This is a genomic window from Nonomuraea sp. NPDC047529, from assembly GCF_040642995.1.
Lineage (GTDB): Bacteria > Actinomycetota > Actinomycetes > Streptosporangiales > Streptosporangiaceae > Nonomuraea.
In genome coordinates this window covers 34,389-48,237 of sequence record NZ_JBEYTJ010000014.1, presented here as the reverse complement: position 1 = coordinate 48,237, position 13,849 = coordinate 34,389, and the positions used below count along the sequence as shown (strand labels likewise).

The 13,849-nt window shown below is 72.9% G+C and carries 11 protein-coding genes; 2 read left to right on the top strand and 9 right to left on the bottom strand.

Annotated features, from left to right (window positions below; genetic code table 11):
* The first annotated feature begins 49 nt into the window (after positions 1 to 49).
* Complete coding sequence (locus tag ABZ815_RS23100; protein ID WP_357701060.1) at positions 50 to 3,472, top strand: SpoIIE family protein phosphatase; 3,423 nt, start codon at positions 50 to 52, stop codon at positions 3,470 to 3,472.
* Positions 3,473 to 3,480: 8 nt separating this feature from the next.
* Here ABZ815_RS23100 and ABZ815_RS23095 read toward each other — a convergent pair whose 3' ends face one another.
* The 8 genes from ABZ815_RS23095 to ABZ815_RS23060 all read right to left on the bottom strand — a co-directional run bounded on the left by ABZ815_RS23095 (position 3,481) and on the right by ABZ815_RS23060 (position 11,684).
* The gene (locus ABZ815_RS23095; RefSeq protein ID WP_357701058.1) at positions 3,481 to 4,080 is read right to left on the bottom strand and encodes a hypothetical protein; all 600 of its coding nucleotides are present in this window, start codon (positions 4,078 to 4,080) and stop codon (positions 3,481 to 3,483) included.
* Positions 4,081 to 4,151: 71 nt separating this feature from the next.
* Positions 4,152 to 4,739 (bottom strand): ATP/GTP-binding protein, encoded by a 588-nt coding sequence (locus ABZ815_RS23090; protein WP_357701056.1) that lies wholly within the window; start codon positions 4,737 to 4,739, stop codon positions 4,152 to 4,154.
* On the bottom strand, positions 4,720 to 5,097 hold the full coding sequence (locus ABZ815_RS23085; RefSeq protein WP_352356948.1) for a DUF742 domain-containing protein: 378 nt from the start codon (positions 5,095 to 5,097) through the stop codon (positions 4,720 to 4,722). Before ABZ815_RS23085 ends, ABZ815_RS23090 begins: the two co-directional genes overlap by 20 nt.
* Positions 5,094 to 5,513: a roadblock/LC7 domain-containing protein gene (locus ABZ815_RS23080; RefSeq protein WP_357701054.1), complete on the bottom strand. Its 420-nt coding sequence runs from the start codon at positions 5,511 to 5,513 to the stop codon at positions 5,094 to 5,096. The genes ABZ815_RS23085 and ABZ815_RS23080 overlap by 4 nt, the downstream gene beginning before the upstream one ends.
* Positions 5,514 to 5,547: 34 nt before the next feature.
* Positions 5,548 to 7,839 carry a nitrate- and nitrite sensing domain-containing protein gene (locus ABZ815_RS23075; protein WP_357701053.1) on the bottom strand — a complete coding sequence of 764 codons (2,292 nt, stop codon included), beginning with the start codon at positions 7,837 to 7,839 and terminating at the stop codon, positions 5,548 to 5,550.
* Between the two features lie 187 nt (positions 7,840 to 8,026).
* Complete coding sequence (locus ABZ815_RS23070; protein ID WP_357701051.1) at positions 8,027 to 9,541, bottom strand: prenyltransferase/squalene oxidase repeat-containing protein; 1,515 nt, start codon at positions 9,539 to 9,541, stop codon at positions 8,027 to 8,029.
* Positions 9,538 to 10,365 carry a hypothetical protein gene (locus tag ABZ815_RS23065; protein ID WP_357701049.1) on the bottom strand — a complete coding sequence of 276 codons (828 nt, stop codon included), beginning with the start codon at positions 10,363 to 10,365 and terminating at the stop codon, positions 9,538 to 9,540. The genes ABZ815_RS23070 and ABZ815_RS23065 overlap by 4 nt, the downstream gene beginning before the upstream one ends.
* Positions 10,362 to 11,684: a cytochrome P450 gene (locus ABZ815_RS23060; protein ID WP_352356938.1), complete on the bottom strand. Its 1,323-nt coding sequence runs from the start codon at positions 11,682 to 11,684 to the stop codon at positions 10,362 to 10,364. Before ABZ815_RS23060 ends, ABZ815_RS23065 begins: the two co-directional genes overlap by 4 nt.
* Before the next feature lie 122 nt (positions 11,685 to 11,806).
* On the opposite strand from ABZ815_RS23060, the gene ABZ815_RS23055 reads away from it, so the two are divergent.
* Positions 11,807 to 12,829 carry a polyprenyl synthetase family protein gene (locus ABZ815_RS23055; RefSeq protein WP_357701047.1) on the top strand — a complete coding sequence of 341 codons (1,023 nt, stop codon included), beginning with the start codon at positions 11,807 to 11,809 and terminating at the stop codon, positions 12,827 to 12,829.
* A gap of 40 nt (positions 12,830 to 12,869) precedes the next feature.
* Here ABZ815_RS23055 and ABZ815_RS23050 read toward each other — a convergent pair whose 3' ends face one another.
* Positions 12,870 to 13,799, bottom strand: a complete 930-nt coding sequence (locus ABZ815_RS23050) for an aldo/keto reductase (RefSeq protein WP_357701045.1) — start codon at positions 13,797 to 13,799, stop codon at positions 12,870 to 12,872.
* Between the last annotated feature and the right edge of the window lie 50 nt (positions 13,800 to 13,849).

Below are 13,849 nucleotides of genomic sequence, written 5' to 3'. Positions count from 1 at the left end.
GCGAGCGAACAAGCATAATCTGGACGCCTCCGAGCGTATGGAGGTTGAGATGGACGCCATTCGGCCTTCAGGCAAGCCCTCCGGCGGCGCGTCCGACCAGCCACCCGACCGGCTGTGCGAGGACCGGTCCGCCATGGACGCCGTGCTCGGCGCGGGCGGGGCCATGGGGGCGCTCATGCGCAGCCACCCCTGGGAGCGCACCCCGCTGGGCCCGCCGGAGAGCTGGCCGCAGAGCCTGACCGGCCCGGTCGGCATCTGCCTGTCCTCCCGCTTCCCCATGATCATCTTCTGGGGCCCCAAGCTGGCGCAGCTCTACAACGACGCCTACGTCCCGATCCTCGGCGGCAAGCATCCCGGCTCGCTCGGCCAGCCCGCCGACGAGTGCTGGCGGGAGATCTGGGACGTCGTCGGCCCGATGCTCCACCAGGTGCTCGACCGGGGACAGGCGACGTACTCCGACGACCTGCACCTCGTGCTGCGGCGCAGCGGGTACGCCGAGGAGTGCTGCTTCACCTTCTCCTTCAGCCCGATCCGCGACGAGTCCGGCGGCGTGGGCGGGGTGTTCTGCGCCGTCACCGAGACCACCGGCCGGGTGGTGGGCGAACGCAGGCTGGCCGTGCTGAGCGACCTCGGCGAGCGGACCATGACCGCCACCTCCGCCGCCGAGGCCTGCGCGCAGGCGGCCGCCGTCTTCGCCCGGCACCGCGACGACGTGCCGTTCGCGCTGCTCTACCTGCTGGACGCCGACGGCCGCACCGCCCGCCTGGCCGCCGCCGCGGGCCTGGAACCCGGCGGCGCGCTGAGCCCGGCCACCCTCCTCCTGGACGAGGAGGAGAGCACCCGCTGGCCGCTGCGCGAGGCCGCCGAGAAGGGCCGCGTCGTGACGCCCTGCCCACCCGACCAGGCGCTCGCCCGGCTGGTCAGGCCCGGGTTCGACCCGCCGGACACCGCCCTGGTCCTGCCGCTGGAGCAGGCGGGAGCCGATCACCCGGCCGGGTTCCTGGTGGCCGGCGTCAACAGCGCCCGCCCGCTCGACGCCGACTGCCACACCTTCCTGGGCCTGGCCGCCAACCACATCTCGGCGGCCCTGGCCAACGCCACCGCGTTCGAGGCCGAGCACCGCCGCGCCGAGCAACTGGCCGAGCTGGACCGGGCCAAGACCATGTTCTTCGCCAACCTCAGCCACGAGTTCCGCACGCCGCTCACGCTCATGCTCGGCCCGGCCGAGGACCTGCTCGGCTCGGTGTTGCGCGAGGCCGACCGGGAGCGGGTCCGTACCGTGCACGCCAACGCGCTGAGGCTGCTCAAGCTGGTCAACACGCTGCTGGAGTTCTCCAGGGGCGAGGAGGGCGCGCTGCCCGCCGAGCCCCGGCCGGTGGAGCTCGGCGCGCTCACCGCCGAGGTGGCCAGCCTGTTCCAGGCGGCGGTCGAGCGCGGCGGGCTGAGCCTCGTCCTGGACTGCCCGCCGCTGCCCAGGCCGGTCCTCGTCGATCCCGACCTGTGGGAGAAGGTCGTGCTCAACCTGCTGTCCAACGCGTTCAAGTTCACCCTGCGCGGGGAGATCAGGGTCCGCGTGGACGTGGCGGGCGACCGGGCCAGGGTCACCGTCGGCGACACCGGCGTCGGAATCCCGGCCGCCGAGCTGCCCCGGCTGTTCGAACGGTTCCGCCGCGTCGCCGGCACGCGGGCCAGGAGCGGCGAGGGCAGCGGCATCGGGCTGGCGCTGACGCGGGAGCTGGTGGAGCGGCACGGAGGTGTCATCGAGGTGGAGAGCGTGCTGGGGGAGGGGAGCACGTTCACGGTCCTGCTGCCGTTCGCACCCGACGGGCAGGCGTCCGGGACGGCCGCCGGGAGCGGCGTCCACGCGGCCGCCTTCGTGCAGGAGGCGCTCGGCTGGGTCCCGAACGACCCCGCCGCCGCGGAACGGGCGCCCGAGGTGCTGGTCGTCGACGACAACGCCGACATGCGGGCGCATCTCGTCCGCCTGCTGTCCCCGCACTGGCGGGTCGCCGCCGTCGCCGACGGCGAGGCCGCCCTGCGGGCCGTCGCGCAGGCGCCGCCCGAGCTGGTGCTCACCGACGTCATGATGCCCGGCCTCGACGGGTACGGCCTGCTGCGCGCCCTGCGCGCGGACGAACGCACCCGCACCATCCCCGTGATCATGGTCTCCGCGCGGGCCGGCCAGGAGGCCACCGTCGAGGGCCTGGAGTCGGGCGCGGACGACTACCTGATCAAGCCGTTCACGGCCGCCGAGCTGGTCGCCAGGGTGGGCACCCACCTGCGTGCCCTGCGTCGGCGCGCCGAGGCGACCCGGCGCATCCGGGCCCTGGCCGAGCTGGGCGAACGCCTGCACGCCAGCCTCGACCCGGACGAGATCGCCGGCGTGCTGTGCGAGCACCTGGTGCCCGAGTACGCGGCCGGCTGCGCGGTCTGGCTCGTCCCGGACGACGCGGACGCTCCCGGAGGCCCGCCACCGCCCCCGCGCCGCCAGGCCGTCCGCACCACCCCCGACCTCCCCGCCCCCGCCCGCACCCTCCTCCGCACCCCGCCCGCATCCGACCCGGCCCGCGCCCTGCTGCACGGTCCACCCCCGCCCGACCCCGCCGGGCTCCTCGCGTTACCCCTGCGGGGACGGCGTGGGAGCGTCGGCGTGGTCAGCCTCGCCCAGCCCGCCGCCGCGACCGCCGACCCGCAGGCCCGCGCCTTCCTGACCGCGCTGGCCGACCGCGCCGCCCTCGCCTTCGACAACGCCGCCGCCTACGCCCGCGAGCACCGCACCGCCCTCAGCCTCCAGCGCTCGCTGCTCCCGGCCCGGCTGCCCGACCTCGACGGCCTGCGCCTGGCCGCCCGCTACGAGCCCGGCACCTCAGGACGGCTCGTCGGCGGCGACTGGTACGACGTCATCGCCATGCCCGGCGGCCGCGTGGCCCTGGTGATCGGCGACGTGGTCGGCAAGGGCGTGGAGGCCGCCGCGCTCATGGGCAGGCTGCGCGCCGCCGTCCACGCCTACGCCCTCGAAGGCGTGCGCCCCGCCCGCCTGCTCGAACGTCTCAACGTGTTCGTCACCCAGGGCGGCCTTCGCTACTTCACCACCATGCTCTTCGCCGTCTACGACCCGGCCGAGCGCCGTCTGGAGATCGCGAACGCCGGTCACGTCCCGCCGATGCTGGTGCCGTCCACGGGGGCGGTACGCCTGCTGGAGGCGCACCACGGCCAGGCGCTCGGCGTGGACCCCGGGTTCGCCTACGGCGGGCAGACGTTCGTCCTGCCCAGGGGCTCGACCCTGCTGCTGTACACCGACGGCCTGGTCGAGACCCGCGACGAGCCGCTGACCCGGCGGCTGGACGACCTGCGCGCCGCCCTGGCCGCCGGACCCGGCGACGCCGAGTCGGTCTGCGACCGCGCCCTGCGGGTGATGACCGAGCACGGCGCCCGCGACGACGTCGCCCTGCTCGCCCTGCAGATCCCCTGACCCGGGCCTCAGCCCCGCCGGTCGTCCACCTCGACGGCCAGGTGGGGCCAGGCCAGGTCGGCGGCGGTCAGCGCGCCGAGCGGAGGCAGGCCCTCCTGCGGGAGGAACCGGACGACGGTCCCGGTCGTGCCGTCGTCGGCGACGGGTTCGAGGCCGGTCACCGGCACGCCGTGCTCGTAGCGGCCGCTCCAGGAGCCGTCGAGGCGGCGGTTGGTGTGGACCAGCCACGTGCTGAGCGCCGCGACGACGGACATGCCCCGGCGCGGGCGGCCGTCGGGCAGCGCCGGGGCCTCGGGGTGGTCGAAGAAGCGCAGGTCCTTCGTCGCCATGACCGGCTTGCGCACCGGACGTCCGTGCTCGTCGAGGCGGGTGTCGGTGCCCCGGCCGTCGTCGGCGACCTCGACGGACCCGTCCGGGCGCAGGACGACGACGCAGCGCCCGCCGCCACGGGACTCCGCCTCGTCGGCCGCGTACGCGAGGACCTCCAGCACCAGGTGCCGGACGCCGCCGGCGGCGAACACGTCGGGACGGGCGCGGACGTGGGCGAGATGCTCGACGTCGACCGTGCCCGTCCAGTCGTGCGTCGTGTTGCGCCAGGAGGCTCTCATGGGCCCATCGTCCCAGGCCCGCCAGGTGAGCCGACCGGCGCGGCCACCGGTCGGCTCGGGTTCTGGGCGGCTCAGCTCCCGACGGGCTCCGCGCGCAGCCGGGCCGAGTGCTTGACCAGGGTGATCAGCACCTCCCGGCTGGAGTCCCGCTTCCGCGCGTCGCACATCACGATCGGGATCGACGGGTTGAGCTGCAGCGCCAGCCGCACCTCGTCCAGCTCGAACGTCGGCGCCCCCTCGAAGCAGTTCACCGCCACCACGAACGGCGTCCCGCGCCGCTCGAAGTAGTCGACCGAGGGGAAGCAGTCGGCCAGGCGGCGGGTGTCGGCCAGGATGACGGCCCCCAGGGAGCCCTCGGCCAGCTCGTCCCACACGAACCAGAAGCGTTCCTGCCCCGGGGTGCCGAACAGGTACAGGACGTAGTCGGTGCCCAGGGTGATGCGTCCGAAGTCCATGGCCACCGTGGTGGTGCGCTTGGCCTCCACGGAGGTGAGGTCGTCGACGCCCACGCTTCGGTCGGTCAGCACCTCCTCGGTGCGCAACGGCCTGGTCTCGGACACGGCGCCGACCATCGTCGTCTTGCCCGCGCCGAATCCTCCGGCGATCAGGATCTTGATCGCCGTCGGGAGGCGCGGGCGCTCAGAGCGAGCGAAGACCATCGAGCACCGCCCTGTACATCTTCATGTCATGCATGTCCACCTCGGATTGCGGTTCCTGGGCAGAGACGAGTTCACGGTCGAACAGGTCGCCTAGCAGCACGCGGATCGTGCCGGCCGGGAGGTTCAGGTGCGCGGCTATCTCGGCGACCGACTTGGGTTCGCGGCAGAGCTGGAGGATGCGCAGGTGCTCGGGGTCCAGCCCGGCGTCGGGGCCCGGCGGCGGACCCACCGCCAGCGCCATGGAGATGAGGTCGAACTTGCCGTGCGCGGGCTGGGTCCGCCCGCGCGTGACGACATAGGGCCGGATGATCTCCGGATCTATCCAGTGCTCGTCCGTGGACTCCTCCGTGGTGCTCACCGGTCGCTCCTGGCCACGGCCTCGGCGTTGCGCGCGCCGGAGGTCAGGTACTGGCCGACCCGCGCCACCAGCATCGCCATCTCGTACGCCACCAGCCCGATGTCGGCGTTCTGGGCGCAGAGCACGGCCAGGCAGGCGCGCTCGCCGGCGGTGGTCACGATCAGGAACTGCGACTTCCACTCCACGACCGTCTGCCGCACCGGACCGGCGGAGATGTGGTCCGCGACGCCCTTGGCCAGGCTCTGCAGGCCGGAGGCGACGGCCGACAGGTGCTCGCCGTCGGTGCGTTGCAGACCGGCGGACGAGGCCATGAGCAGGCCGTCGGAGGACAGCACGATGGCGTGCTCGGCCTCCTTGATCCGGCCGATCAGGTCGTCGAGCAGCCAGTTGAGGTCGGTGCCCGCGGTGGGCGTCATGTCGGGCCTCCCGTCGGGAGCCGGGCCGCGGCGGTCATGCCTCGCCCCCCGGCTGCTCTTCCATCAGCCTGGCCGCCTCGGTGCGGCCAAGACGGGTGCCTGACTGCAGGGATCCCATCATGGCGCGGATCTCCTCGGGCGAGCGCTCGTCATCGTCCTCCTCGAAATCGGGCTGCGTCGGCGTGTCGTCACGCAGCGCTGGCGCCAGGTTGGCCTGGGGGACTCGGAAGGGCAGGCCGGACGGCGTGAACTCGGCCACAGGCTGCTGCTCCGGTTCCGCGGGCGGTTCTGGTTCAGGTGAAGGCGAGGGTGCTGGTGCTGGGAAGGGGTTGGCCACCGCGTGGAGCGGGGCGGGGGCGGACATGGGGGCGGGACGCGGCGGGGTCAGGGTGCGGACGTTCTCGGCGGGCCGCGCGACCGTCGCCAGCGTGGTCCCGGTGCTCGTACGGCGGGGCAGGCTCGGCCGGTCGTCGCCCTCCGGGTGCCGCGGCGCCGGGTCGAGCTCGACCAGCTCCTGCGGCAGCAGCACCACGACCGTGGTCCCCCCGTACGGGGAGGACTTCAGCACGACCTGGATGTCGTGCCGCCGGGCGAGCTGGCTGACCACGTAGAGGCCCAGCCGGGCGGTGCCGGAGATGCGGAACTCGGGCGGGTCGGCGATGCGCTCGTTGGCGGCGTCGAGGTCCTCGGGCTTCATGCCGAGCCCGCGGTCCTCGATCTCGATGACGTACCCGTTGGCCACGAGCTGCCCGCTGACCTGCACGTTCGTGTACGGCGGCGAGAACGACACGGCGTTCTCGATCAGCTCGGCCAGCAGGTGGATGACGTCGCCGACGGCCCGGCCGACGAGCACGACCTCGCCCATCGGCATGAGCGTGACCCGGGTGTAGTCCTCGACCTCGGCCAGCGCGCCGCGCACCACGTCCACCATGGGGACGGACCGCCGCCACGTACGGGCGGGCGACGAACCGGACAGGACGATCAGGTTCTCGGCGTTGCGCCGCATCCGGATGGCCAGGTGGTCGAGGCGGAAGAGCTCCTTGAGCTCCTCCGGGTCGGTCTCCCGGCGCTCCATCACGTCCAGGACGGTGAGCTGCCGGTGCACCAGGCCCTGCGTGCGGCGGGCCAGGCTGAGCAGGATGTCGCGGATGCTGCGGCGCAGCTCGGCCTGCTCGGCCGCGACGGTGATGGCCGTGTGCTGCATGGTGTTGAACGCCTGGCCCACCTGGCCGATCTCGTCGTCGCCGAACTCCAGCGCGGGCGCCTCCTTGGCGACGTCCACCTCCTCGCCGTGGCCGATGCGCTCGACGATGCCGGGCAGGCGCTCGTCGGACAGCTCGTGCGCGGCGTCGCGCAGCTTCTGGAGCTGGGCGAGCAGCTGCCTGGTCGTGGTGATGGACAACACGATCGAGGCGATGACGGCGATCAGGCCGAGACCACCGGCCAGGAGCAGCCGCACGATGACGCCGATCGCGACGGGGACGATCCGGTCGAACAGGCGGTCACCGCCCGCGACCACCTGCGCGTGCATGCCGGAGAGCGTCGCGTCGGCCGCCACGCGCCAGCTCTCGCCGCTCACCGGAAGCGGACCCGCTCCCGGTTCGTGCCGGATGAGCTGCGCCTCCATGGTCTGCAGCCGGACGACGGGCTCGCTCTTCAGCCAGGCGTCGAAGGTGGCCCGGTCCTCGTAGGGCAGCCGGTTCAGCGCGTCGGTCAGCGTGTAGTGGAAGACGGCCGACATCCTGAGGAACTCGGCGTGGTCGTCGGCGGTGAACCTGCCCTTGGCGAACACCCCGGACAGCAGCGAGTCCTCGCGGGCCAGGAACTCCCGGGAGCGGTGCATGTCCGACAGCGCGCGGCCGTCCGCGGCGATGTCCTTGTCGTCGAAGGCGGCCACGGAGTCGTACATGCGGTACATCGCGTCGATCGTGGTGTTGTACTGCTGCGCCGCCCGGGACGGTTCCGTCTTGCCGGCGTCGATCGCCTTGCGCGCGGCCACGAGCTTGTCCAGCTCGGCGTTGACCGCGGCGATGCGCTGGACGAGCGAGTCTTCGGCGGCGAGGTCGACGACGTTGCCCTGGGCCATGGAGGTGAACTCGGCGCGCAGGGAGTCGGTCCTGGCTCGCTGGTCGCGCATGCCCTTGTCCACGACGCGGGATCCGGTGCCGAGGTGGGCGACGGTCAGCCGGCGCTCGCGCTGGAGCTCCACCAGCAGCGGCTCGCTCGGCTCGACGATCCTGCCGTCGACCGTCGCGGCCCCGAGCAGGTTGACGCCTTCCCGCAGCGTGACCCAGGCCGCGAACACCCACAACAGCGTGAGCGACACGATAAGCGCCGTGACTTTGGCCCGGACACTGGCATTACGGAAGCGCATGAAGCCCTCCGGAAGAAAAGACCGCGGGGTCAGCAGGCCATGTCAAGGCAGAGAAAGGGGCACTCCAGGAATCCGGCACTCGGATCACCCTAGCAACGCAGGAATACTGCCTCAACACGCTAGAGCACCATAAAGGGCATTATGTCCTGTTTTCGCACCTGGAATTTCCTTCGGTGCTACATATCGTGACATGCTGAGCGGCGATGACCGCTGCCCGCACGATGGCTGTCGGCGAGTAAAGCTCCTTGTCATGCCACAACGGAGGATAGTCGGATAAATTGGCTGCCCGATTCAGGTACTCATAACCGCGCCGCGCCGCCCCTGCGCACCGTTCGTCCGGCTCGGGGCCGGCCAGCAGGAGGGCCTGCATCCCGTACGCCGTCTCCTCCGGCCTGCCTGCCCACCGGCCCCAGGATCCGTCGGCCCGCTGCGTGGACAGGATCCATTCCCGCCCCTTGCGCACGGCCCCGGCGTATCGGGCGCCGCCGAACTCGCCGAGCGCCAGCATGCAGCTCAACGTGGCGTAGTACGGGGAGGCGTGCCACCTGTCGCTCCAGCTCCCGTCGGGCCGCTGCCGCTCGGCCAGCCACCTCGCCACCCGCTCGATCCGTGGCCGGTACGCCTCCCCGGCCGCCGGCCTGACCCGCGCGTACTGGCCGAGCGCGTCCAGCACGTGGGCGTTGACGCTGACGGACGTGCCGTCCTCCCCCTGCCAGGTGCAGAAGTGCGCGCCGGTGTCGAACGTCGCCAGCGACGAGGGCTCGTACGGGACCCCGAGCAGGGCCAGGGCGTAGAGCGCGACGCTGGTGGTGTCGGCGTCGGCGGGCAGACCGGCCCCGGCTGGGGTGCCCGCGGGCCCGATCGCGGCCCACAGGTCGGCCGTCATCTCCGGCGGCACGTCCACGGGGACGCCAGCCCTGAGCAGCCAGCTCAGCACCCAGGCCCGCTCGAAGACGGTGATCGGCAGCCCCACCGGCACCGGGCCGCCGTACCGTCTGGCGACGGCCCGCAGGTGGTGGAGGGCCGGGCCCGCGGCCTCGGGATCGGGCCGGGCCGACAGCCAGGCGGCGGTGGCCGCGGGCGAGGCGCCGACGGTGCCGATCGGCGCCGGTCGTATCGCCCCCGTCGCCCCGACGACCTCCAGCACGTGCTGGACCTTCTGCGGCGGCTCGGCGCCGGACGCCAGCAGCCGCCTGACCCGGGTGAGCCGGGTGGTGTCCATGGTGGGGGGCAGCGGCAGCGGGGAGCCCTCCGGACGGTGCCGGTTCACCAGCTCGACGAGGGCGGGGACGATCAGGTCGATGGCCGGCGTGTCCGGCGGCTCCGACGCCGCGGCCAGCATGGGACGCAACGCCTCCAGCCCGGCCTTGGCGGCCGGGAGCAGGAGGCCGTCGTCGCCGTCGCCGCGCGCGATCGCCGTGAGCAGGGCCTCCGTGGCGCTCAGCGTGGGCACCAGCCCGTAGCCGTCGGGCGCGCCCCAGGCGCCGTCGCCGTGCTGCTCCGCCAGCAGGTATGCCACCCGCTCCCGGTGCCCGGCCAGGCCGGGGGCGAGCGTGACCAGGCGGCCGGTCTCGTAGACCGACGGCGACACCTGGCCCCACGGCGTGGCCATCAGCTCGTTGACCAGGAGACAGGCCTGTTCGGAGAGGTTCACGTCGCCGCCCAGAAGTCGGACAGGCCGTAGAAGCCTGTGCTGTAGTCGATCTGCCATGCCAGGTAGTCGGCCGGGCGCGGATGGTCGCCGCGCAGCGGTTCGATCAGCGCGTGCGCCTCGCGGGCCAGCACGGCCATCCGCTCGGTCACCTCGTCGTGGGTCAGGCCTAGGGTGAACGCGTTGCAGTCGCCGTACGCCCGTTCCCGGTGGTGCGTGGCCAGGTCGTTGAGCAGACGCAGGTAGCGCTGCACCGCCTCGCCCGCCGGGCGCAGGACCTCCAGGTCACCCGGCGCGCCCACCTGGCCGGTGGCGATCCAGTGCGAGACGGCCACGAAGGAGGCGCCGCAGCTGTCGGCGTTGGCCAGGTACTCCTCGACGGCGGGCGGCTCGTCCGCGCGGCTCCACTCCCATTCGCGGGCCATGGCCGCGAGCATGCGCGCGAGCCGGTCACGCCAGGCCGACGCGAGCTCCGGCGTGGTGTCCAGCTCCGCCCGCAGGTCGGCGGCGAACGCGCCGGCCGGCCCGGCGGGGGACTCCGACAGGCAGTCGCCGATCAGCGCCGCGACCTCCTCGCGCGTGCCGGCCTCGTGGTCGATCAGCCGGTCCACCGCGAACACCAGCAGCGAGGCCCGGTTGACGGCCCGCAGCTCGGCGGCGGTCGCCAAGGGCGAGCCGAAGGCGCCGGCGAGGCCCAGGGACAGGTGCAGCCCGGCGTCGAAGGCGCCGGCGGGGAACAGGTCACCGAAGCGCGTGGCGTGCCCGGCCAGTTCCCGCCCGCCGGCCACGGCCAGGGCGCAGGCGCGGCCGATGTCGAAGGGGTTCACCGTCGCTTCTCCAGTGTCATGGTCAATCCGTGCGGCGGGCGCAGCGTGGAGGCCAGGCGCGGCACGATCGGCCGGTCGAGGTGCACGTGGGGGCGGTACCTGCGCAGGATGCCGGCGATGAGCAGCGGCGCCTTCAACGCGAACAGGTGCTGTCCCAGGCACACGTGCGGCCCGGCGGCGAAGGGCCAGTAGGCGTAGCGGTGCCGCCGGGCGTCCCCGCCGGGGGCGAAGCGTCCGGGGTCGAACGTGGCGGGGCGGTCCCAGAACTCCGGCAGCCGGTGCGTCAGGTAGGGGCTGAGGATCATCGTGGAGCCGGCCTCGACGCCGACCCCGCCGACCACGTCGGCCTCGACGGTCCTGCGGGGCAGGAGCCAGCCGGGGGGGTAGAGCCGCAGCAGCTCGCTGACGAACATCTTCAGGTACCGCAGGTGCGGCAGGTGGGCGATGCCGACTGGCTCGTCGCCCACCACGCGGTCCACCTCTTCGTACACCTTCGCGGCGATCTCCGGATGCGCCTGGAGCGTCGGCCAGACCCAGGACATCGCGGTGGTGGTGGTCTCGGTGGAGGCGCCGTGCATGGCGACGAGGTCGTCCCTGATGCGCCGGTCGCCGCCGTCGTCCGCCCTCGTTCTGACCAGGCGCGAGATCACGTCGTCGCCTTCCTCGTGGCGGGCCCGCGCGATGCAGCCGTAGACGACCTCGTCGATGGTTTTGATCGCTCGCCTGAACGCCCGGTCGCCCGGCAGCGGCACCCGGTGCGGCACGAACGGCAGCACCAGGCGCAGCGCCTTGGCGGTGACGGCGACGTCATAGGCCGGCGCCAGGCGGTCGATGTCCGCCATGGAGATCTTCGCCCCGAAGAACAGCCGCACGATCACCGGGTGAACCAGGGCGCCCATGCCTTCGGTCACGTCGAACGGCCGTCCGGGGACGACGGTCGTCTCGATCAGCTCGTCCATGATCCGGGCCATGTTCTCCGCCATGGCGTTGACGCGCCGGGCGGTGAACAGCGGCTGGAGGATGCGGCGGCTGTCGGCCCAGTTCTCGCCGTCGGACAGGATGCTCTCGCCGAGCAGGGGCGCGAGCGGGTCCCAGAACATGCCCGCGCGCACGTAGTTGGCCTGGCGGACCGTGAGCACGTGCTCGACGTGGTCGGGGTGGGTGACGAGGTAGGGACGGAAGGGGCCCATGTTGAGCCGTACGACCCGGCCGCCGGCCTCGGCGCCGGCCTCTTCCAGCGCGTGTACCGGGATGCGGTGGTGTCTGCTGAGCCTGCCGAGGAAAGGGACAGTTCTGGTGGCAGTGGCATTGTCCGCCACGGGCGTGTCTCCTCTGCGCCCGTCTTACATAACGGACATTTAATGACGAAAGTTAAACTCAGGCTGGAGTATCACATGACCGTACATAGACATTCAAGATCGAAGTTTGACGGGAACATCTTGTGAACCTCAGCCGCACCGGACCGTCCCTGCCGGACACCGACGTGATCGCGCGCTGCCGCCGCCTGGTGGAGCCCGCCATGCGCGCCGCCGTCTCCCGCCTCCACCCGCGGGGAGCCGACATGGTCTCCTACACCCTGGGCTGGTCGGACGCCGAGGGGCGCCCGTACGAGGGTGCGGGCGGCAAGAGCGTGCGACCGGCCATCGCCCTTCTCAGCGCCGAGGCCGCCGGCGGCACCGCCGAGTCCGCGCTGCCGGGGGCCGTCGCGGTCGAGCTCGTGCACGCCTTCTCCCTCGTGCACGACGACATCATCGACCAGGACGAAAGACGCAGGCACCGGGACGCCCTGTGGAAGGCGTACGGGGTGGGGCCGGCCCTCCTGGCCGGGGATGCGCTGCTGGCCCTGGCCGTGGCCCGGCTCGCCGACCGTCCGGAGGCGATGGGCTACCTGTCGCGAGCCCTCGTCGAGCTGGTCCAGGGCCAGACGGCCGACATGGCGTTCGAGAGCCGTCCCTGGAGCGGGCCCGGGGAGGTGAGCATGGCCGAGTACACCGAGATGGCGGCGGGCAAGACCGGCGCGCTGCTGGGGGCGGCCGCCGCGGCGGGGGTCGCGCTTGGGGGCCGGCCCGAGCTGTCCGAGCGCATGTGGGCCATGGGGGTGGAGCTCGGCGTGGCCTTCCAGATCGCCGACGACGTGCTGGGGATCTGGGGGGATCCGCAGGTCACCGGCAAGCCGGTGCACAGTGACCTGCGATCGCGCAAGAAGACCGTCCCGATCCTGGCCGCGCTGGGCTCGGGGAAGCCCGCCGCCGGCCGCCTGGCCGACGCGCTCGCCGCCGGCGAGACCGACGACGCGGCCCTGACCCTGACCGCCTGCCTGATCGAGGAGGCGGGCGGCCGGGACGCCGCCGACCGGCTGGCCGCCCGGCACCTGACCGTGGCGCTGGACGTGCTGGACGAATGCCTGCCGGCCGCCGCCCAGCTCAAGGAGCTCTGCCTCTCCCTGGCCGGCCGCGCGCACTGACCTGCCGGCCCGGGGCCGCCTGCCACCCTGGTTCGTGGTGTCAGGGGCGGGAGGCCTCGTCGAGGAGGGTCAGCTCCTCCTCGCTCAGCTCCAGCTCCGCCGCCGCCAGCAGCGGCTTGAGCTGGCGCGGGTCGCGCGCGCTGGCGATCGGCGCGGTGACCGTGGGCTGGGCGGCCAGCCAGGCCAGCGCCACCGAGGCGGGCTCCGCACCGCGCTCGGCCGCCACCTTCAGCAGCCCTTCGAGCGCCCTGCGCCCGTGCTCGGTGTCGAGGTACTCGGCCGCCTTCCCGGCCCGCGGGCTGTCGACGGTGACGCCGGGCTGGTACTTGCCGGTCAGGAACCCGCGGGCCAGCCCGAAGTACGGCGTGCTCGACAGACCGGCCGCCGCCACCACGTCCCGCAGCTCGCCCTCATACCCCCGGTCGACCAGGTTGTACGGCTGCTGCAACGCCACGTACGAGGCCAGCCCCTCGTCCCGGGAGATCCGGAGGGCCTCGGCCAGCCGCTCCGGCCCGTAGTTCGACGCGCCGACCTGACGCACCTTGCCCTCCCTGACCAGCGCGTCGAAGGCGGCCAGCGACTCCACCAGAGGCGTGTCGTGGTCGTCCACGTGCGCCCAGTACAGGTCGATGTAGTCGGTGCGCAGGCGGCGCAGCGAGTCCTCGACGGCCGTCCGGATTGTGGCCGGGGCCAGCCCTTCGAGCCCCTCCAGCATGCCGACCTTGGTGGACACGACCACGGAGTCGCGGTTGCCGCGGTCGGCCATCCACTCGCCGATGATCAGCTCGGACGTGGACTCGCCGGTCACCCAGTGGGGGTAGACGTCGGCCGTGTCGATGAAGTTGCCCCCGCCCTCGACATAGGCGTCGAGTATCGCGAACGAGGTCTCCTTGTCCGCGGTCCAGCCGAAGACGTTGGTGCCGAGCGATATCGGGAAAACGGACAGGTCCGTCGTGCCTATTGATCTCATGCGGCCATTATCCGCGCCCCCGGCGAAGAGGCACGGACGGCGCCCCGGTC